Here is a 19,346-nt window from a genome sequence, read left to right as displayed (position 1 = left end):
CCCGCACCACCTCAGGAGACCCCATGAACGACCAGTCCCACACCCCCATTAGTGATCTCAGCGACCTCAGCGTCGATGAGAAAGCCTCGCTCACAAGCGGAGCCGATTTCTGGACGACCAAGGCCATCGACCACGCCGGCATTCCCTCCATCATGATGACCGACGGCCCGCACGGGCTCCGCAAACAGCAGGGCGACAGCGACCACCTGGGCCTCAATGCCAGCGTGCCCGCCACCTGCTTCCCTCCCGCGGCGGCACTCGGGTCGACCTTCGATCCAGATCTTGCCGAGCGCATCGGCGTCGCCCTCGGCATTGAGTCGGCCATCGAAGACGTCGCCCTCATTCTCGGGCCCGGTATCAACCTCAAACGTTCACCGCTGTGCGGGCGCAACTTCGAGTACATGTCTGAGGATCCGATCCTCTCGGGAGCCATGGGAGCTGGGCTTGTACGCGGCATCCAATCCCAGGGCGTGGGCGCCTCACTCAAGCACTTCGCGGCCAACAATCAGGAGCACGACCGCATGCGGGTGTCCGCAGACATCGATCTCCGACCGCTGCGAGAAATGTACCTTCGCGGGTTCGAGCGCGTAGTGAAAGACGCGCGGCCGTGGACTGTCATGTGCTCGTACAATCGCATCAACGGCGTGCTCGCGTCAGAGAATGCGTGGCTACTCACCGATGTGCTGCGCGGCGATTGGGGGTTCGACGGACTCGTCGTCTCAGACTGGGGCGCCGTGGCCGACCGGGTGCGTTCGCTCGCCGCAGGGCTTGATCTCACGATGCCCGGTGGCGGTGACTCCGACCAGGAGCTTGTCGCGGCCGTCACGTCGGGTGATCTCGACGAGGCTATCCTCGACACCGCCGTAGCCCGAGCGATTGACCTTGCGGTGAAAGCCCAGGGCCGGGCCAACGTCGAAGGTCCCCTCAACGTCGACGCACACCATGCCCTCGCGCGAGAAGCGGCCGCCCGCTCGATCGTGCTGTTGAAGAATGAGGGCGGCCTGCTGCCGCTCAAGCCCGGCGCCTCGGTCGCGGTAATCGGTGAGTTTGCCCGCACGCCGAGGTTTCAGGGCGGGGGCTCCTCCCATATCAATCCGACGCGGCTGGATTGCGCGCTCGATGCGTTCCAGGAGACGGTGGGACGGGCCAGCCGCGTCAGCTTCGCCCCGGGGTACGCGTTCGACGGAGCCAATGCCAAGTCGCTTCGTGCGGAGGCCGTCGCGGCCGCACAGGCATGCGATGTTGCCGTCGTCTTTCTGGGGCTCTCCTCCTCCGAAGAATCCGAGGGGTTCGACCGTGAGCACATTGATCTGCCTCCGTCGCACCTGGAACTGCTCGACGCGGTGCTCGAGACGAATCCCAATACGGTCGTCGTGCTGTCCCACGGTGCCGTCGTCGCGCTACCATTCGCCGATCGAGTACCCGCCATCGTCGAGGCCTGGCTGCTCGGCCAAGCCGGCGGGTCGGCCACCGTCGATGTGCTGACCGGCGCAGTGAACCCCTCGGGCCGTCTCGCCGAGACGATCCCGGTCAGGCTCTCAGACACCCCCGCCTTCGGTTCATTCCCGGGCGACTTTGGACACGTGCGCTACGGCGAAGGTCTCTTCGTGGGGTATCGCTGGTACGACCTGCGCGGCATGGACGTGACCTTCCCGTTCGGCCACGGGCTGTCGTATTCAACGTTTGAGTATGGCTCCCCCGATGTGTCGACCGCAAGCAACGGAGACCTCCGCGTGCGGGTCACGGTGCGCAACACGGGCGGCGTCGCGGGTCGGGAGGTCGTACAGGTGTATGTTGCACCGCAGCAGTCCGTAGTGGAACGCGCACCGCGCGAGCTCAAGGCGTTTGCGTCGGTCGAGATCCCGGCGGGAGACTCTCGCGAGGTCGAACTAACCGTACGGCGGGAGGACCTTGCCTACTGGGACACGCGAGTCAACCAGTGGATCGTTGAAGGCGGCGGTTACACCGTCGAGGTCGGGGCCTCAAGCCGTGACATTCGCGGGGCCGGCACCGTCGAAGTGGAAGGCGACGAGGTTGTCATGCCGCTGTCGTTCGATTCATCGGTCGGCGAGATTCTCGCACACCCGATAGTCGGCCCCATCGTCCAGGCGCAGCTGACGGGCATGAACGACATGACCGCAGGATCCGAGGAATCCGGCATCATGAGCGGCGAGAACATGGCGAAAATGCTGGCTTCGTTCCCTATCGGGCGACTCGCGAACTTCCCCGGAATGGGGGTGACCAAAGAACAAGTCGAACAACTGATCGCACTTGGCAATGCACAGCAGACCAGCCATTGAACTCGCGTCGGTTCTTCACCCGCATACGCCTAGGCTAGAGACGTGGCAAAAAGCGTCTATCTCACGAGTACCGAAGGCCGAACCGGTAAGAGCGCGGTGGCCCTCGGGCTGCTTGACACGCTTCTCGGGCAAGCCCCCACCGTTGGTGTCTTCAGGCCCATGATTCGACAGGGCGACGAGCAGGACCGTGTGCTCACGCTGCTGCTCGAGCGTGCCGCCAACGGCATTCCCTACGAGGAGTGCGTGGGCGTCACGTATCTGGAGGCACACGAGGACCCTGACGCGGCGCTCGCGACCATCGTCACGCGCTTCAAGCGGCTCGAGGAGCGCTGCGACGTGGTCCTCATCGTGGGCTCCGATTTCACCGACGTCGCGGTGCCGACTGAATTGTCATTCAACGCTCGCATTGCCGCGAACCTCGATGCTCCCGTACTGCTCGTGCTCAGCGGTCGTGCGCGCACCGAAGCCCTCGGCACCCTTGGGCAGGCCGACCCGCGTACCGCCGACGACATCGCACGAGTCGCCGAGATGGCCCAGCTCGAGCTCACCGCCGCGCACGCCGCCCTTATCGGCGTCATCGTGAACCGCGCAGACCCTGCCGCACTCGAAGCAATCAACGAGGATGTGAGCGCGGCCCTCGAGAATGTGGCCCCGGTGTGGTCGCTTCCCGAGGATACCTTGCTCGTTGCCCCTCCAGTGAGCGCCGTCATCGCTGCGGTCGAGGGTCGCCTGCTGCGCGGGAGCCCCGAGCTGCTCGCCCGCGAGGTGCAGGATCTGGTGGTCGCCGGCATGTCGATGGAGCATGTGCTCCCCCGACTCAAGGAGGGTGCCGCGATCATCATCGCGGCCGACCGCAGCGAGACGCTGCTCGCCGTCGTGATGGCCCACCAGGCCGACACCTTCCCCACGCTCGCGGCCGTCATCCTGAACGGCGATTTTCCCCTCTCCCCAGAGGTTGAACGGTTGCTCGACGGCATCGGCTCGAGCCTGCCAATTGTGCGCACCTCGTTTGGCACGTTCGACACGGTGCAGCGCACCATGCACACCGTCGGGCTCCTGTCACCCGATTCACCCCGCAAGTTTGACACCGCACTGGCACTGTTTCGCGCGCACGTCGACACCGACGAGCTCACCTCGCGACTCACCCTGCACACTGGCGGCGTCATCACCCCCACGATGTTCGCCTACCAACTCTTCGAGCGGGCGGCGAGCAGCAGGTCTCACATTGTGCTGCCCGAGGCGAGCGACGACCGGATCCTGCGCGCCGCGAGTTCACTACTCGCGCGCGACACCGTCACGCTCACGCTGCTCGGCGACGAGTCTGAGATTCGCCGCCGCGGTGGCGAACTGGGCCTCGCGCTCGACAAGGCGCACATTATCAACCCGGTCGATAGTCCGCTGCGCGAAACGTTCGCCGCCGAGTACGCACGGCTGCGCGCTCACAAGGGCGTCACCCTCGAGACCGCGCGCGACCGCATGCTTGACATCAGCTACTTCGGCACGATGATGGTGCACTTGGGCTACGCAGACGGTATGGTCTCGGGCGCCATCAATACGACCGCCCACACCATCACCCCGAGCTTCGAAATCATCAAGACCAAGCCCGGCGTCTCGGTCGTCTCGAGCGTGTTCTTCATGGCGCTCGAGGACCGCGTGCTCGTCTACGGCGACTGCGCTGTAATCCCGGACCCCACCTCCGAGCAACTCGCCGACATCGCCGTCTCTTCTGCGGCGACCGCGGCCGGCTTCGGGGTCGAGCCGCGGGTCGCGATGCTGTCGTACTCCACGGGCACATCGGGATCCGGATCAGAGGTTGAGAAGGTGCGCACCGCGACCGCGCTCGCACACGAGCGCGCCCCCGAGCTGCTGCTCGACGGCCCGATCCAGTACGACGCGGCGAGCGACCCCGCGGTCGGGCAGCTCAAGATGCCGGGCTCACCCGTCGCGGGCCGGGCCACCGTGTTCATCTTCCCCGATCTCAACACGGGCAACAACACGTACAAGGCAGTGCAGCGGTCGGCGGGCGCCGTCGCGATCGGCCCAGTGCTGCAGGGCCTGAACAAGCCGGTGAACGATCTGTCGCGCGGCGCGACGGTCGAGGACATCCTCAACACGGTTGCCATCACCGCGGTGCAGGCGGGCGACGCGAAGGCGGTAGACTCATGAGTCTCGTTCTTGTCATTAACGCCGGGTCCTCGTCGTTCAAGTACCAGCTGATCTCGCCGATCGATGGCACCCGCGTGGCCAAGGGCCTCGTCGAGCGCATCGGTTCGGGCACCGGGCACATCAGCCACGAGATGCCGGGAGTGGCGGCGATCTCGCGCGACGCGCAGATTGCCGATCACGCCGCGGGCTTTCTGGAGATGCTGCGTGCGTTCGAGGATTCCGGATCCCCGCTCCTCGAGCTGGGCGTGACCGCGGTGGGGCACCGCGTCGTGCAGGGCGGCGATGAGTTCTTCGCGCCCACACTCATTGACGATCACGTGGCGCAGCGGATCTTGGATCTCGCGGTGCTCGCACCCCTGCATAACCCCGGGGAGCACCAGGCGATTGTGGCGGCCCGGCAGGTATTCCCCTCGATCGCCCACGTAGCGGTGTTTGACACGGCCTTTCACCAGACCATGCCGCCCGCGGCATATACCTACGCAATCGACCAGGAGGTCGCGCGCAAGCACCACGTGCGGCGCTACGGGTTTCACGGTACTTCGCACCGGGTCGTCTCGCGGCTCGCGGCCGATTACCTGGGTCGGCCGGTCGAGGAGCTCAAGCAGATTGTGCTGCACCTCGGCAATGGGGCGTCGGCGTGCGCGATCGACGGCGGCCGATCGGTCGATACCTCTATGGGATTGACTCCGCTCGCGGGGCTGGTCATGGGGACGCGATCCGGCGACATCGACCCGTCGGTGTTGCTGCACCTCATGACCGCCGGTGGCTACACCGCCGCCGAACTCGATGAGCTTCTCAACAAGCGTTCGGGTCTGCTCGGGCTCTCGGGCTACCAGGATATGCGTGAGGTGCGCGACGGCGTCGAAGCCGGCGACCCCGCGGCAACGCTGGCGCTCGATGTCTCCGCGCACCGGCTCAAGCACTACGTTGGCGCGTACGCGGCTGTATTGGGTGGCCTCGATGTCATCACGTTCACCGCAGGTCTGGGTGAGAACAGCGCGATATTGCGTGAGCGGGCGCTCGCCGGACTCGAGTGGTTCGGCATTCGCGTCGACCCCGAACGCAACTGGGAACCGGGCAGCGAGGCGCGACGCATCAGCACCGATGATTCACGGGTGCAGGTGCTCGTCGTGCCGACCGATGAGGAGCGCGAGATTGCCGCCCAGACGCTGGAGGTTTCGGGGGCGCTGCAGCTCTAGGCCGCACATGGGCACGCGACTACACTGAGACGGTATGAGCACGTCTCGGCAACGACGCCTGATCGCCTCAACAATCCTGGGCGCAGGCCTATTCGTGATGGTCGCCTGCACGGATTCCCCCGACCCTGCTGACTCTCCCGCCGTCGAGCAGCCCGGTACAGAAGCGCCCGCGGCACCGGTCACTCCGCCGGCGGAGCCATCTGTTGAGCCGGCCTCGGTGCAGGTTCCGACTGACTGCGATTCTCTGATCCCTGCTGAGTCGATTGCGTCCGGCATGCAGCAGTACCCGGATCGCGCCCCCAGATGGGCCGCCACGATGTTTGGCCCGAAAACTCACGAAACCGTCATGGCAGGCGACTCGCTGTTGACGTGCGCCTGGGGGTTTCCCCAGTCTGACGTGATCGCCGTCGTTTCGGTCTCTTTGATTTCGGAGGCCGCAAAGAGTGGACTCCTCACCTCACTCAAGGGTTCGATTTACGAAGACGCCTCGGCCTTCTACAAGGACCTGGGAGTCGAGGCCGAGATCGCCTACAAACGCCCGCCCTCGAACGACCTGCAGTATGTCTCGACCGTGCTGATCGATGGACCGGTATTGGTGGCTGCGTCTCAAACCACGGACGGCGAGTTTGCGGGTAAGGCTCTGCAATCGATTCAAGGGTTGAACGGAGACTAGCTGTTCGTCGCTGAGCGGGCAGCGATCCGGGACAGCAGTCGTTGTCCGCCAGCGCCCCAGCGGTCGGCGAAGTCTGTGGCGAGCGCCTCGTCTTGCAGCTCGGCAAAGCTGCTGGCATCGAGCTCCTCGAACGCATTGTCTGCCGAGTGGATCCACACCCAGACGTCGTGCCCGTCGCTATTACGGAGGGCGCCCTGCGCCTGCAACTCTTGAAGAGCCCAGATGATCCGCTCTTCGTAATCTGTGCGCAACTCATCGTAGGCGTCGTCGTCGATCTCGCTGCCCGTTCCGTCCAGGGAGGCTTGGGTGCCTGAGAGTTCCCAAATCGCACTCGTTACACGGCCCGGAGGCGTGTCGGTCGGGTCCTCACCAACGAGCGGCCATTCAGAGGGCCACCAGGCTAGCTCCGCGGTCTCCGCGTCCTGTTGCGTCTCGATGAGCCAACTGGCACTCGCACCCGCGAGGAAGAATCCCGTCAGGTCCTCGGCCACACCGCAGGCGATGAATGCCAGATCAGGCGACTGTGCGGTGAGCGATGCGACTCCGGCGTTGAGAGTCGTCAGGATCGCTTCGTTGAGCCTGGTGAAGTCGTGCATGGAGCCAGCCTACTGAGTGTGCTGATCGCTTTGGGAACTGCGCATGCGACGTCGAGCGCGGTGATCGGGGTGCCTGCGCACTGCGTGGGGTCCGTTGCGTCGTCCCCCGACGCGAGGCGAGCCGCGACGTCGTGGACCAGTGCGGCGGTGGCGGCGAGCGGGGCGAGCACTTCGGGGTTGGCGCGCACGGGCCCTGCATGTCGCGCGACCAGCGCCCCGAGTATCCCTGCCAACACGTCGCCCGTTCCTGCCGTGGCCAGCCAGGGCGTCGCAGGACCCACCGACATGACGCGCCCACCGGGGCTCACCACGGTTGTAATCGATCCTTTCAGCAGAATCGTCGCGGAGAGACGGGTCGCGAGGCGCGCGACGGCGGAGAGCGGTACGGTCCCGGATCCGGCGCCTTGCGGTCGCAGCAGGGGCAGCGGGCCGAGATCGGCTTCGGCCCAGAGCCGCCGAATCTCGCCGATGTGCGGGGTGAGCACCGCGGGAGCGCTCGCCTCGGTGCGGGCGAGTGCACTGTCCAGCGCACCCGCGTCGAGCACGATCGGCGTCTCCCCCGTGTGCAGGTGAGCTATGGCCGCGGTTTCCGCGACCGAGCAGCTGCCCGAGTCAGTTCCGGATCCCACCAGCCACGCATCGCAGCTGCCGTCCCCGAACACCGTTTCCGGTCGCGCAGCGAGCACCGCTGCAGCGGGTGTGGGCAGTCCCAGCTCCGGCTGAGCGTCGTCCAACGGCGCGACGTAACGGACCATACCGATGCCGGTGCGCCAGGCGGCGCTGACTCCCAACACTGCCGCTCCTGGGTAGCGCGCAGATCCGATCCGGGCCGCCAGGACGCCGCGAGTGTACTTGTGATCATTATCAGCAGGCGGGCGCAACCATGCGGCAGCGTCAGCCACGCCCCACAGCTTCGACGCGGGGATTCCTGCCTGAGCGGGTTCTTCGGCCGGCATGTGCGGTCACCTCATTGGTTTAGGACACCTACGGCGTACTATTTTCGCATGTCCACGACAGATCATCAGGCTCAGCCGAATGCTCCGCTCGACACACCACTCGATGCGGGGCCCTTCTTCCATGGCACCCGGGTGGCGTTGGAGCCTGGGGACGCGTTGGTCCCGGGGTTCAATTCGAACTATCAACCCGAGGTCGTGATGAACCATGTCTACTTCACGGCATTGGTTGACGGCGCAGGCCTCGCTGCTGAGGTCGTGTCCCTCTCGGGTGGGGAACCGCACGTGTATGAGGTGGTGCCCACTGGCAACTTCGAGGACGATCCGAATGTCACCGACAAGAAGTTTCCGGGCAACCCGACGCGATCGTACCGGAGCGCGGCACCCGTTCGCATTGTGCGCGAGGTCACCGAGTGGAAACGATTGACCCTGGAGGAGTTGCAGTTGTGGCGGGAACGGCTCAGCAGGATACGTGCAGGCGAGGCTGGCGAGATTCTCAACTAGCTGGGTCAGCTGGTGGCTGGTCGGCGAGTGGAGTCTGTCACCCGAGCAACTTGGAACCCTGCAGTCGGATCGGTGTCGTCGAACTGGACCTTCACTTCGAGGCCCTGGTAATTGAACCCCGGCGCACCGTTGGCCGCTGTGAGTCGTTCAATGCTTGCTGCGTCTGAAGTGGTGAGAATGAATTCACCGGTCCGCATGTCAAAAGAGGTTCCGGTCACACCTGCTACGCCGAATGCTCTCGCCGCGGCGCCGTCCTTGTCCACGAGCTCAACAGAAGCCCGTTCGAGGAGCCCGATGTGTACCGAGGTGGGCGCTGGCACGATCTTGACGGGGGCTGTCGCGTTGAGGTTTTCGACGTTCGCCAGCAGTTTCTCTGCAGAGGGCGCCTTCTCGTAATAGCGAAGCGTTACCTGCCCCTCAACCTCGCCATCGATAAGGACCATTCCCGCGAATTCAGGGTTCAGTTCGTTGATGCCAGCATCTTGAATGAGGTCAATTGTCTTCTGCGCATCTTCATCGGCCACCGCATCGACCACACTCTGGTGTTCGGGTGCCAGAGGCAGAGCCAGCTGCTCAGTTTTCGGCATGTCCGATGTGCCCTCAGCTTGGTTCGCCGAGGCCGCAGCTAGCCCAACACAACTCACTGAGCACCCGAGAACGAGAGCAAAGGACGCTGCAACTGCTGGCTTTGGTAATTTCACGCTCACCCGATTCGATCACTGCTGGCGGTACACCGCCATATGATTGAGATACTAGGTCAGTTTCTGTTCGTGTCAACAGATCAGACCGTGCACCGGGGAGCTCAGCTCAACCCAGAAATTAAAAGAACCCCCGTGATCTAGACGCGCGATTCCAGAGGGTATCTCGGCGCTCAACGCAGAATGCCACCCTCAAACCTCGGAGCGACGCAGCGTACTGACTCAAACGAACAATGGAGGCGAGCGGTTATCTTGAATGCTCATGGCTCCCCCAAACGCAGTCGCTCGGGACAGGCTGACCTAGCAAGCTCCAGAAGTCAGAACCTTAGACAGATGTCAGCTAACAATCCTGGGAGCGCCCAATTGCCCCCCGCCAAGGTGAGTCAAGGTTCACTACTTCGCGAGGTTCGCGAACGGTCGCTCTCCGAAATGACCCCGAAACCTCCCAATGAGTTCGGATTCCAGCTCACTCGGCACCCCGTCAGGCATCTCGTTCCAGGCTATGATCAACGAATCGCGGTCAGCAAGTTGCCAGATATACCTCCCTCCCCAATGGCCAACATTTGCACCCTCGCCAAAACGCAAGTACTGCCACAGACGGCTGCGTAGTGTCGCAGCTCTCCCAGGATCGCCCGCTTTTCCGATGTATACGACTTGAGCCCCCGGCACCCAGTTTCGTTGCAAGTCGGCGATCTCCACGTTGGGGTCTTTACCTTTGAAATGCCCACCACTTCCAATTTGGGTAAACTCCGGCTCACTCGTAACAGTCCGCAGCACCGCATACACGCCACGTACAGCAGGGATCCGAGCACGATCGGAACTCAGTTCGGCAATCGTCAAGAAGCCCGTGAACCCTGCTTGAGAAAGCCCCTGCTCATCGAATTGATCAAGAATCATGCTGTGGACCTTTCATCTAGGTACTCGATAACAAGAAGCACCAGGGCAGCAGTATTGAATTCTTCCGCGGCGGTCATTGACATCGAAATTATGCGGTGGGGTGGCATTTTTGACAGAACACAGTCAATTTCCGCCTTTGGTGACTGAGCCACGATACTTGCTAACCGGATCTCAACTATTTCCTGCCTCGATGCAAGACCGTTCAACCTCTCAGCTCCGTCCACCTAGTTATTTCTGGGTCCACAGTATCGATCCTCGCGTGCTATCCACGCTGCCAGTTATTCTGAGTCAATGATTACCCCCACAGCGTATGAGCATCTTGTTGCGCGACACTTCGAGCGATTGGGATACCGCACACAGGTCACGAGCTTGACTAATGATTATGGACTCGATGCAATAGCGGAGAATGATCATGAGCGGGTCGCGATACAAGCGAAACTCTATGGTCACACTTCGCGGCAAGTCAACCGCCAAATGATCATGGAACTGCACGGAGTGAAGGATTATTTTGACTGCGACCGTGCCGTACTTGCTACCGATGGGATTGTGCGCTCAGACGCGCGAGAGGTCGCAGCGAAGCTCAGCGTGACGCTACTAGAGCTCTCGGCAGATACGTTACAACCTGCTGTATCAACGGAGCGCGTAGCCCCCACAACGGGTCTTGATGCCGAACCTGAGACATTTGAGAGTGTCTGGATGCAATACATCCTGCCTCTCGCAGGCAGGACACTTTCAGCTGCCGACGGGCGCAAGAATGAGATCGTGGCAGTCGACTGGGCAGAACTCAAGAGGGTCAGCTCAACAGGACGTTTGAGCAGTATCGATATCGAAATCTTCCGGCTCGCGATCACCCGCCTCCTCGCTGAGGGATCAATCACTCGCGATGAGATCAATCAAAATTACGCAAGGCGCGCATCTTCAGCTGTCATCTTGGTACTTTCCCAAGTCCCATTTTTCGTATTGGAGAGAAAGCCTCGGATCCAACTTACCTATATCCCAAGAGGCAATGAGCGAATCCCCCTCTAGCAATAGATTTGAGGACTGGCCCCAAATACTTGTAACCGCCCTTGGTGTTTGGACGCTATTAAGGTGTTCAGTGGCACCGACCGGCATCGATTAGGTGAGACATCGCTTCTCATGGAGCGACACAATGGGGCTAGCTGTATGCAACGGCGCGATCCCGCTAGCTGGGCGCCCTGGCAGCATTTTGTGGCCGGGGTTTTGCGTGTTCACTGTTCACCTATACGCAGTTTGAGCGTCGCGGGTGTTTAGTCGACGTTTCGGAAAGCGCGTGTGTAACGATCGGAAAGCGTGGGTGCAACGACCGTAAAGTGCTCGCTGCACCCACGCATGACCCTTGAGCTATACCTCAAGCCCGCTATCGATGCCAGTGACCGTGTGCCTACGCATGTTCGGGCCGGCCAACTGCACGATCTCTGCGTTCGACACGATCCGATTCAATATTGACTCCGCGACCACTGCATCATGAAGTGATTTGTACCAGTCCTCGGGATCGAACTGACTCGTCACCACGGTCGCGCCCCGGCCCTCCCTCGCGGCGAGAATATTGAGGACCTCGGCAGCGGTCTCACTACTGATCGGCGTCGTGAGAAAGTCATCCAGGACTAACGCGTCGCAGGCATGGAGGTCTTGTAAGAACTTCAACCTGGCTGGATCGGTGTGGTGATAGACCGCGAGCTGGTTCGCGAGGTCATCCAACCGGTAATACCTTGCCGTGTAATCACGGCGGCAGGCTGCATTCACCATTGCTTGCGCGAGGTATGATTTTCCCACGCTCGATGACCCGAGAATGACAAGGTTTGTGCAGTGATCTACCCATCTACATGCAGCAAGTCTGGCAATTACTTCACGGTGTAACGAGCGGCCGTCGAGGTAGTGGATGTCCTCGACACAGGCGGCAGGGTTCGGGGTGCGCGACGCTTTCAACAGTTTCAACATACGACGCTCACCCCGAGCCTCGGTCTCTTGATTCAGCGCGTGCCTGATCTTCTGCGAGAACGACCACTCATCAAACGAGGGATCGTTCGCGATGTTAATGACGGTTTCACCAAATGCTGTCAATCGCAGTTTGGTGAACAGGGGCATGTCGTCCTCAGTGAGGTGCTGCTCAAACATCGGCCCCCTCCGCTCCTGGCTGGATGCCGGTGAGTGCTTCGAGGCTGAACGCCCCGGGCCCTGCCAGATGCGCGCCGCTCGTGTCGCGGCCAGCGATTCGACGCGAGTGAGGAGATTCGGTCCCCGTTGTCCTCGCACCTGATCGTATGATTTGGGGGCGCTCGTCTTGCTCAGCTCTGACAACTGCCAGCGCGTGTTTCACGGCGGTATAACTGATCTGCCTGTGTGCGTCGTTATCGGTGAGCTGTTTGCAGGCGCGTTCGAGCTGCTGCCGGCTGCCCCGCTTCCCGAGATCGAGGATGTTCATGCATGACCGGAACCCTTGTGCCTCGATCTTCTTCCCATCGAGCAGCCTCGTGAGCGCGGCGACCGTTCCGGGCCCTACTTTCGCGGCCTGTCTGAGAAAATAGGCGCGCGTCCAGAGCCCCGCCGTTTCTTCCAGATAGGCGGGCGCATGTTCAGCATCGGTGACATACCCGTTCCGATGGCTGCCGCGCTGATGCGTCGCAATCACTGCGCCATCAGCAAGCACATCGAGTTGTTCGCCGACGATACGCACGTCGACGTTCAGGCCAGCGAACTCGTACGGAACTGAGTACTTGATGGTGTCGATCTGGACATGCCAGTCGCGATGTACTTTTGCTTTGCGCCACACCACCGGCTCCCATCTCTGAGCTGGCAACTCGAGGAGACCCGTCCTCTCGGCCTCCTCAAACCAGTCCATCCGGCTGCGCTGTTCACCCCGGAACGGGATCCTGCGGTTGATCCATTCCACACGCTCTGCGACTGCTCCGTTGAGATCATCGAGTGACGCGAACACTTGATCATTGAGGTAGTGAATGACCCAATTCGTGACGACTTTCACCCCAGCTTCGACGTTCCCTTTATCTCTTGGAGCAGCTGACCTCGTGGGAACAGCAGCGGTCCGGTAATGCTCGAGAAACTCCGCATAGGAGCCGTTCACGTCACGAGCACGCGAGGCCTTGCTGATCTGGTTCGATGCCGTCGAAGCGTTGTCGGGCACGACCAGCAGGGTGACACCGTTCACGTACTCGAATGCGCGTCGGTGAGCGTCATGCCAGGCAGGTTGTTTCTCATCGAGGTAGCCATACGCGAACACGAGTCCGGAGTACGGCAGTGACGCGACGAACACCGACACCGGGGTGGTTGCTCGACTGATCGGGTCGATGATCTGCATGCGGGTGCCCGCCCAATCGACTTGCATCGTATGCCCGGGCACATGCTTGATCGGGGCGGTGAGGTCTCTCACGCGTACATACTCAGCAATAATCTGGCAGAACCGCTCGTACCCGTAATGGCGTACCCCAGCAGGAGCATCTGTTTGCAGGTATTTGGCCCAGAGTACTTTCAACGGCGGTTTCTTCCGCCCTAACCTCGACTGGACCACCTTGTCGATGTCCACTGGCACAAACCCGTCCGCTGCGCTCTTGCGTCCGTCGGAGAAGAGCCCGTCGATTTCTTCCAGCGCCAACGCCGCAACCTGTTCACTGCCGACGAGTTGCTGCTCGTCGAGCACGCGGCGTACCTTAGCGATCGTGCGCTGCGAGCAGCCCAGCCGCGTAGCAATCTCCCGGTAAGAGCGTTTTTCTATCAAAAGCAGCATCAGCTGCCGATAATCCGTCATTAGAATTCCTCTCGCCCCAGCGAACACTCGTCGCCAGGGTAAGAGCCATCCTCAGCCAGAAGCCATCGAGAGCGCTACCCGATGCTTACATCAATGCTTTCCGATCGTTGCACACGCGCTTTCCGAAGCGCCTTCTAAACAGCGGGATGAGCATGTTAGTCATGAGGCTCGACTGTCTATCAGGAATGGTTCTTGACGTTGTCTTCCTACGTCCCAAACCCGGAAGTCCGTTATTACATCAACACCAAGGTAGGCCTTGGTGTTGAGTCTTCTTACGCTCTGTGTATGTAAATCTGTAGTTGCGAAGATACAAAGTCTGGTAGGGAGCGGATTTGAGTGCCAGTGGTGCGCTGATCTGAGGAACGTAGACCTTGCAGCTCGACATCCTGTTTTCTGGGCTAGATCGGGGCCGAGATTTCACAGGTCCGGACGTACCGTTCTTTCTTTGTATACCAGTGCGGTCGGCGAACTTGCGCGCACAAGCTCAGGCCTTCCTTACAATTACAATTCAGTTCAGTTCAGTTCAGTTCAGTTCAGTTTTACAAACATACTGCGAAGTGCTGGAGCCAGTTCTCCCGCACGCACAACACGGGCAGGCGTCCCTGACACTGCTCGTTTCGAGCCGAGGTAAAATGCGTGCACCTTCACTTTTCCATTAGGAACTGAACTAGCACATACGCCGAGCGACTTTCGGTTGTTCTGCCCGACACTCTCTGCGCAAAAGGTGTGCCCCAAGTGGGTGATCCGGTGCCAGCTGCGTCGGCGGCCAATGGCCGTAGCTAGCGCGTTTGCAAAGCTTTCAGCAGAAGGATGTCGAGCGGCAGGGTCAACACCCATTCCACGCTTGATAACGCTCGAGACGGCTCGAGGAACATGCGGGGCAATGTCTGCAAGAGATCTCACGTCGCCGGCCGCGATGAGTAGTTTCTGTTCTGCTCGTGGAAGATGCGGGTCGACGGGGTACTCGCCTGACAACAGATAAAAGACTGTTGCAGAGAGTGAGTACACGTCAGAGGCGACAGTGCACACGCCGTCATCCATGGCCACTTCAGGAGCAAGGGTGCACCAACTGCCATCACGTGGCGCTTCCCCGTTCTCGTCGAGGATGCAGCAGTACTCAAAGTCAGACAAGTGCGCAATATCCCCGTCAAGGAGCGCATTTGCCGGTTTGATGTCGCGGTGAACCATGCCTGCTGCGTGTACTGCAACGACGGCTGTAGCGAGGTGAGCCCCGTACCGAACTGCGAGAGCCGTGGAGATTCCGTTTGGTGCTGCTTCAGATTCGAGATCACCGATAGGGAGCAACCGAGTTACGATGTAGCGAAGGTCGCTGTTGGCTACGACATCGGCGTTGATGACGGGAATGATGAAACGGTTTCTCAGCTGCTCTAGGCGGCGAGCCTCATCCCACGACTGTGGGGAGCTGTTCTCCTGGTGGAGAAGCTTGAATGCAACCGTCTGGTTGAGATGACGGTCGTGGGCCTCGTACACGTCTCCGTCAGAGCCAAGCTTACGTTGTAAGACATACCTGTCATTGACAGTGGTTCCCGTGGGAAGAGTTGAACTGCTCATCAAAGCAAGGATACTGTCATCTATGAGCGTAATTGGAGTAGTCGTCGTCCCAAACGGGAAGCAGCCCCGGATTCATGCCGTCATACTTGACGGAACACTTGAGGAGCCAACTTACGTGGATAAGTTTGAGCTCCGAACTACCTCGGTTGAGCCTGCTGAGCAAGCGGTAGATCTAGCACTCGCTTTAAACAGCAGACTCACTTCTTTCGATCTCGAGGGGTCCGGCATCCGCATCGCTGGCACTCCACCGGTAGCCCGGCGCAACAAAGCATCTTTCTCTAGAGCACACTGTGAGGGAGCGATACTGTACGTACTTCGCGAAGCGTTGGGCGTCGCTGTCGCTACCGTCGATCCTGCGGGTGCCCCGAAGTCGTTCGGAATCACAAAGACTCGGTTCGAAGAGCTACGGGATCAGATTGCCTCAGCTGGCTCGAACTCTGATGCTGTCGTAGGCGCTCTGGCTGCTCTCGCGAAGCTCTGACACCTGCCGGCATACGAACAATGAATCGATGCCTTCGACCCCCCATCGCATGTCAATGTCCGTGAGAGAATTGATGGCCACAGCAATAAGCCATTCGACGTCAATATGCTCCCGGATTCGTCGCGCAGCGTTCGCAATTGAGGTGCCGCTGGCGATGTTAACGTCGAGAATGACTGTTCGGCGGGACCGGCCTCCACAGAGTTCTGGGTTTAACATCATCGCGGCACCAAGCACCCGCTCAGCTGCAGGGCTGGCTGCTTCGACCGTGAACGAGTCCCATCCGTCGACGCACTCGAGAAAGGAACGTGCCGAAGAAGCGAGCTCCGCAACCTCGTCGTGCGCTCGAACGTTATTGTTCCCGTGGAGAACTAATTCAGCGAGATCCATTTTTCCCTTTCCGGCAAAACCAGCCATCCAACGCACCACGGTTTCGCGAGTAACTCGGGGCAACTCGGAAGTAGATTCCGGACAGCTATACACGGCGCAACGAAAGCTTCCCTCAGTCTAAGTGTTCTCACCGATATTTCGGACTTCATCTGTAGAAGTCTCCCCAACCTTTAGGGCATCAGCGCTCTGCAGTCGAAGGATATGCTGAGCGTTGATTGACTCGGGCCTATCATCACGCCGCGAGTGCGGCGCTGCGTGGATTAACCGATTCAAACTCGACCTGAATTAGCTTCTATAATCCACGCGGCGTCATTCCCGGTGGTGCTTGCCTTCGATCCAACAACGATCTCGAGCCATGACTCTTGCCTCGCAGTCCACACTTTGCGGTTGATCGCGTTCTTCTACAGCAGCGAGACGAAACTCGCCATCGCCGCGTTACCAGCTGCCTCATCCGCTCGACCCATTGAGCCTCGCAGCTGAAACCGGGTAAGCGCGTGTTGGTGAACTCTCCTGGAATGGAATTGGCCTCCTCGGCCAGATTGCACGGTTTTCCGTGCTGCGTGTCAGTGTTTTCAATCGCTGCAACTGTAGGTATGGTTCGCAACGTCTACGAGGGCCAGTCCCGTATCTAAGGGATGGGCACTGTCCCGTCGTACACAAGGAACTGCCTAGGTGCAGAATGACTCGCGCCTGAAGGAGAGAGACACGGTCGAGCTGATCGAGTTCGTGTTCTAGACAACAAATTCAATCGCGAATCGCCTCCCAAAAAATGGCATGACCACGCAGCTCTTCCCCAATACAGCGGACTTGGCACGCACAACTCCGCTACCAGTGGCCACAATCGAACTCCTGAAGCACCGCCAAGTAAGAATTGAGGGACAGAGCACCTTGCTTTTCCCGACGCCCCTCATGAAGCTTCGAGATCCGTCAAACACACAACGTGAGATCCGCGACCGCCGCGATGCACTCGGCTACCCCGAGCTGTCCACACACAGCTTCCGCAAAACGGTCGCAACGATGCTCGATGCCGCCGGCCTTTCAGCTCGCGACATCGCGGAGTACCTGTGCCAGGCGAACCCGTCAATCACGCAGGACATCTACATGGCGAAGCAGACGGGAAGCAAGAAAGCCGCCGAGACCATGCAGAAAGGTCCCAACGGCTTATTTTGAATGTGCGGGGTTTATGCGGGGTGCTCGACTGAAAGATTTGAGAGCGACCTTTCGATTTTGCATCGAACGATCCTCGATCATTCAGCACCAGAAAGCAAAACACCTGGTCACACAAATAAAAGAACCCCCGTGATGTAGAAGCTACACGGGGGTTCAGTAGCGGTGTAATCTCCGCTACGTGGCTCCGACCGGCATCGATCCGGTGACCTTTCGATTTTCAGTCGAACGCTCTACCAACTGAGCTACAGAGCCAGGCGACTCATTCAAGAACATGTCACCTGAGACGAAGAAGCCCTTCCGTTAGAAGGGCTCTTCATCTGGCGACCCTGACGGGACTTGAACCCGCGACCTCCGCCGTGACAGGGCGGCGCGCTAACCAACTGCGCTACAGGGCCTTACGTATTAAATTGTGTGTTAGCAAGTTCATCAGTGACCCCAACGGGATTCGAACCCGTGCTGCCGCCGTGAAAGGGCGGTGTCCTAGGCCACTAAACGATGGGGCCGAAGCGATTTCGTTTGACTTCCTCGCTAACAAGATATGACTTTACGCGACCAGATCGCACCTCGGCAAATCGAGGCCCCAAAATGTTGACTCCCGGGCATGTCGCAACCCAAATTTCGCGAGATTCCGCCGTTCTTCTCCTCCGAATGCCGCACGGTTGAGTTGTTTGCTTTCTGTGTCAGCATGGGAGCATGCCCGGTCGCCACTGGACTGGGCCGGCAGACCGATCGAGATGACAAGAGCCCATGACTTCGAACTTCCCCACACCCCTGCCTCACTTTGCCCGACGTGAGCGCTTCTTTCGCCCCTCCCCTGTGCGGTCGGTATGGGACGTGTCGATGGAGCCCGGCATCATCTCCCTTGCGGGCGGCAACCCCGATCTCACAGCGCTCCCGCTCAACGAGCTGGGGCAGGCCGCGTCACGGCTCATCAGTGCGCAGGGCGCTGAGGTGTTGCAGTACGGCGCCGGATCCGGCATCCTCCCGCTGCGAGAGGAGCTCGCGCAACTCATGAGCACCGCAGGAGTCGCCTCAGGCCCCGAGGACATCCTCATCACCGCGGGGTCCCAATTGGGTATCGAGCTCGTTACGGCGATGCTGTGCGACCCGGGTGACGTCATTCTTGCCGAGGCTCCCACCTACGTGGGCGCCATCAGCACGTTCATGGGGCTCGAGGTCGCAGTGGAGCATGTCATGTGTGACGAGGACGGCCTCATCCCTGCAGAGCTCGAACGCCGCATCACCGAACTGCGCGCTGCCGGTCGCATCGTCAAAGCGCTCTACACGATTCCAAATTTTAACAACCCCTCCGGTATCACACTGTCTGCTGAGCGCCGCCCGATCATCGCGCAGATCTGCCGCGACGCGGGCATCACTGTCATCGAAGACGACCCATACGGGCTCGTCCGGTTCGAGGGCGAACATATCCCCGCTATCAGGTCCTTTGATGATTCGGTCATCTACCTCGGGTCGATGAGCAAGATCTTCTCCCCCGGCATTCGCATCGGCTGGCTCACCGCGCCGGCTGCGGTGCGCGAGCGACTGCAGCTGTTGTCCGAATCCGCCGTCATTCATGCATCGATGTTGAGCCAGCATCTCGCGCTCGCCTACTTGCGCGACTTCGACTGGCGGGCAACCCTCAGCAAGACCATCGACCGCTACCGTGAGCGAGCTGATGCGCTGCTGCGGGCGCTGCCCGCAGCTCTGCCCGCGGGCAGCACCTGGACGGGCCCGAGCGGCGGCTTCTTCGTCTGGGCGACGCTGCCCGACGGGGTGAGCGCCGACGAGCTCTTCGACCTCGCCGTCGAGGAGGGTGTCGTGTTTATTCCGGGGTCAGGTTTCTTCGCCGATGGTAGCGGCGCTCGGAACCTGCGATTCTCATTCTCGCTCGAAGCACCGGATCGGATCCGTGAGGGTCTCGTTCGGCTTGGCCGGGCCACAGCCCGACTTTCCTCGCGTTAGCCGCTCA

At 60.7% G+C, this 19,346-nt stretch carries 16 protein-coding genes and 3 tRNA genes; 8 read left to right on the top strand and 11 right to left on the bottom strand.

The window, feature by feature from the left end; all coding sequences use genetic code 11:
• The first annotated feature begins 23 nt into the window (after positions 1 to 23).
• Genes C795_RS0108490 through C795_RS0108475 form a run of 4 tightly spaced genes read left to right on the top strand, consistent with a single transcriptional unit; the run spans position 24 to position 6,338 of the window.
• On the top strand, positions 24 to 2,300 hold the full coding sequence (locus tag C795_RS0108490) for a glycoside hydrolase family 3 C-terminal domain-containing protein (protein ID WP_017793325.1): 2,277 nt from the start codon (positions 24 to 26) through the stop codon (positions 2,298 to 2,300).
• Between the two features lie 42 nt (positions 2,301 to 2,342).
• Positions 2,343 to 4,466, top strand: coding sequence for a phosphate acetyltransferase (gene pta, locus C795_RS0108485; protein WP_026139550.1), 2,124 nt, complete (start codon positions 2,343 to 2,345; stop codon positions 4,464 to 4,466).
• A complete protein-coding gene (locus C795_RS0108480; protein WP_017793323.1) occupies positions 4,463 to 5,665 on the top strand; it encodes an acetate/propionate family kinase in 1,203 nt (400 codons plus the stop codon). The genes pta and C795_RS0108480 overlap by 4 nt, the downstream gene beginning before the upstream one ends.
• A gap of 34 nt (positions 5,666 to 5,699) precedes the next feature.
• Positions 5,700 to 6,338, top strand: a complete 639-nt coding sequence (locus tag C795_RS0108475; protein ID WP_017793322.1) for a hypothetical protein — start codon at positions 5,700 to 5,702, stop codon at positions 6,336 to 6,338.
• Here C795_RS0108475 and C795_RS0108470 read toward each other — a convergent pair.
• Both C795_RS0108470 and C795_RS0108465 read right to left on the bottom strand, forming a co-directional pair.
• Entirely contained in the window at positions 6,335 to 6,934 is a 600-nt protein-coding gene (locus tag C795_RS0108470; RefSeq protein WP_017793321.1) for a hypothetical protein, read from the bottom strand. The genes C795_RS0108475 and C795_RS0108470 overlap by 4 nt on opposite strands.
• Entirely contained in the window at positions 6,898 to 7,890 is a 993-nt protein-coding gene (locus C795_RS0108465) for an ADP-dependent NAD(P)H-hydrate dehydratase (protein WP_017793320.1), read from the bottom strand. Before C795_RS0108465 ends, C795_RS0108470 begins: the two co-directional genes overlap by 37 nt.
• A gap of 48 nt (positions 7,891 to 7,938) precedes the next feature.
• On the opposite strand from C795_RS0108465, the gene arr reads away from it, so the two are divergent.
• Positions 7,939 to 8,391 (top strand): NAD(+)--rifampin ADP-ribosyltransferase, encoded by a 453-nt coding sequence (arr, locus tag C795_RS0108460; protein WP_051053780.1) that lies wholly within the window; start codon positions 7,939 to 7,941, stop codon positions 8,389 to 8,391.
• A 5-nt stretch (positions 8,392 to 8,396) separates the two neighbouring features.
• On the opposite strand, the gene C795_RS0108455 is transcribed toward arr, so the two are convergent.
• Both C795_RS0108455 and C795_RS0108450 read right to left on the bottom strand, forming a co-directional pair.
• On the bottom strand, positions 8,397 to 8,927 hold the full coding sequence (locus C795_RS0108455; protein WP_157487041.1) for a hypothetical protein: 531 nt from the start codon (positions 8,925 to 8,927) through the stop codon (positions 8,397 to 8,399).
• 555 nt (positions 8,928 to 9,482) lie between these two features.
• Positions 9,483 to 9,986 carry a hypothetical protein gene (locus C795_RS0108450; protein ID WP_017793317.1) on the bottom strand — a complete coding sequence of 168 codons (504 nt, stop codon included), beginning with the start codon at positions 9,984 to 9,986 and terminating at the stop codon, positions 9,483 to 9,485.
• Positions 9,987 to 10,277: 291 nt separating this feature from the next.
• Between C795_RS0108450 and C795_RS15615 the strand changes: the two genes are divergently transcribed.
• Positions 10,278 to 11,012: a restriction endonuclease gene (locus tag C795_RS15615; RefSeq protein ID WP_017793316.1), complete on the top strand. Its 735-nt coding sequence runs from the start codon at positions 10,278 to 10,280 to the stop codon at positions 11,010 to 11,012.
• A gap of 336 nt (positions 11,013 to 11,348) precedes the next feature.
• Here C795_RS15615 and C795_RS0108440 read toward each other — a convergent pair whose 3' ends face one another.
• From C795_RS0108440 to C795_RS0108425, 4 genes are all read right to left on the bottom strand, one after another.
• A complete protein-coding gene (locus C795_RS0108440) occupies positions 11,349 to 12,122 on the bottom strand; it encodes an ATP-binding protein (RefSeq protein ID WP_017791934.1) in 774 nt (257 codons plus the stop codon).
• Positions 12,115 to 13,767 (bottom strand): IS21 family transposase, encoded by a 1,653-nt coding sequence (istA, locus tag C795_RS0108435; RefSeq protein ID WP_017791933.1) that lies wholly within the window; start codon positions 13,765 to 13,767, stop codon positions 12,115 to 12,117. The genes C795_RS0108440 and istA overlap by 8 nt, the downstream gene beginning before the upstream one ends.
• Before the next feature lie 528 nt (positions 13,768 to 14,295).
• Positions 14,296 to 15,339 carry a protein kinase domain-containing protein gene (locus tag C795_RS16915; protein ID WP_083879187.1) on the bottom strand — a complete coding sequence of 348 codons (1,044 nt, stop codon included), beginning with the start codon at positions 15,337 to 15,339 and terminating at the stop codon, positions 14,296 to 14,298.
• Between the two features lie 421 nt (positions 15,340 to 15,760).
• The gene (locus C795_RS0108425; RefSeq protein ID WP_157487040.1) at positions 15,761 to 16,234 is read right to left on the bottom strand and encodes a hypothetical protein; all 474 of its coding nucleotides are present in this window, start codon (positions 16,232 to 16,234) and stop codon (positions 15,761 to 15,763) included.
• A gap of 747 nt (positions 16,235 to 16,981) precedes the next feature.
• On the opposite strand from C795_RS0108425, the gene C795_RS15610 reads away from it, so the two are divergent.
• Positions 16,982 to 17,377, top strand: a complete 396-nt coding sequence (locus tag C795_RS15610) for a tyrosine-type recombinase/integrase (RefSeq protein ID WP_083879185.1) — start codon at positions 16,982 to 16,984, stop codon at positions 17,375 to 17,377.
• 179 nt (positions 17,378 to 17,556) lie between these two features.
• Here the strand turns inward: C795_RS15610 and C795_RS0108415 are convergent.
• The 3 genes from C795_RS0108415 to C795_RS0108405 all read right to left on the bottom strand — a co-directional run bounded on the left by C795_RS0108415 (position 17,557) and on the right by C795_RS0108405 (position 17,880).
• Positions 17,557 to 17,629, bottom strand: a tRNA-Phe gene (locus C795_RS0108415).
• A gap of 66 nt (positions 17,630 to 17,695) precedes the next feature.
• Positions 17,696 to 17,772 (bottom strand) — tRNA-Asp (locus tag C795_RS0108410).
• A 35-nt stretch (positions 17,773 to 17,807) separates the two neighbouring features.
• Positions 17,808 to 17,880: transfer RNA gene (locus C795_RS0108405), tRNA-Glu, on the bottom strand.
• 244 nt (positions 17,881 to 18,124) lie between these two features.
• Here C795_RS0108405 and C795_RS0108400 point away from each other — a divergent pair.
• On the top strand, positions 18,125 to 19,339 hold the full coding sequence (locus tag C795_RS0108400) for an aminotransferase-like domain-containing protein (RefSeq protein WP_157487039.1): 1,215 nt from the start codon (positions 18,125 to 18,127) through the stop codon (positions 19,337 to 19,339).
• The last annotated feature ends 7 nt before the right edge of the window (positions 19,340 to 19,346 follow it).

The sequence above is a fragment of the Leucobacter salsicius M1-8 genome, from assembly GCF_000350525.1.
GTDB classification, from domain to species: Bacteria; Actinomycetota; Actinomycetes; order Actinomycetales; family Microbacteriaceae; genus Leucobacter; species Leucobacter salsicius.
Note: the sequence above shows the minus strand (reverse complement) of the source record. Positions and strands in the feature narration are given on the sequence as shown.

What these genes read in the sequence shown, in the direction of transcription:
- C795_RS0108490 (WP_017793325.1), top strand. Translation starts at nt 24, where the DNA reads ATGAACGACCAGTCCCACACCCCCATTAGTGATCTCAGCGACCTCAGC.
- C795_RS0108480 (WP_017793323.1), top strand. Translation starts at nt 4,463, where the DNA reads ATGAGTCTCGTTCTTGTCATTAACGCCGGGTCCTCGTCGTTCAAGTAC.
- C795_RS0108475 (WP_017793322.1), top strand. Translation starts at nt 5,700, where the DNA reads ATGAGCACGTCTCGGCAACGACGCCTGATCGCCTCAACAATCCTGGGC.
- C795_RS0108470 (WP_017793321.1), bottom strand. Translation starts at nt 6,934, where the DNA reads ATGCACGACTTCACCAGGCTCAACGAAGCGATCCTGACGACTCTCAAC.
- C795_RS0108465 (WP_017793320.1), bottom strand. Translation starts at nt 7,890, where the DNA reads ATGCCGGCCGAAGAACCCGCTCAGGCAGGAATCCCCGCGTCGAAGCTG.
- arr (WP_051053780.1), top strand. Translation starts at nt 7,939, where the DNA reads ATGTCCACGACAGATCATCAGGCTCAGCCGAATGCTCCGCTCGACACA.
- C795_RS0108450 (WP_017793317.1), bottom strand. Translation starts at nt 9,986, where the DNA reads ATGATTCTTGATCAATTCGATGAGCAGGGGCTTTCTCAAGCAGGGTTC.
- C795_RS15615 (WP_017793316.1), top strand. Translation starts at nt 10,278, where the DNA reads ATGATTACCCCCACAGCGTATGAGCATCTTGTTGCGCGACACTTCGAG.
- C795_RS0108440 (WP_017791934.1), bottom strand. Translation starts at nt 12,122, where the DNA reads ATGTTTGAGCAGCACCTCACTGAGGACGACATGCCCCTGTTCACCAAA.
- istA (WP_017791933.1), bottom strand. Translation starts at nt 13,767, where the DNA reads ATGACGGATTATCGGCAGCTGATGCTGCTTTTGATAGAAAAACGCTCT.
- C795_RS16915 (WP_083879187.1), bottom strand. Translation starts at nt 15,339, where the DNA reads ATGAGCAGTTCAACTCTTCCCACGGGAACCACTGTCAATGACAGGTAT.
- C795_RS0108425 (WP_157487040.1), bottom strand. Translation starts at nt 16,234, where the DNA reads ATGGCTGGTTTTGCCGGAAAGGGAAAAATGGATCTCGCTGAATTAGTT.
- C795_RS15610 (WP_083879185.1), top strand. Translation starts at nt 16,982, where the DNA reads ATGACCACGCAGCTCTTCCCCAATACAGCGGACTTGGCACGCACAACT.
- C795_RS0108400 (WP_157487039.1), top strand. Translation starts at nt 18,125, where the DNA reads ATGACTTCGAACTTCCCCACACCCCTGCCTCACTTTGCCCGACGTGAG.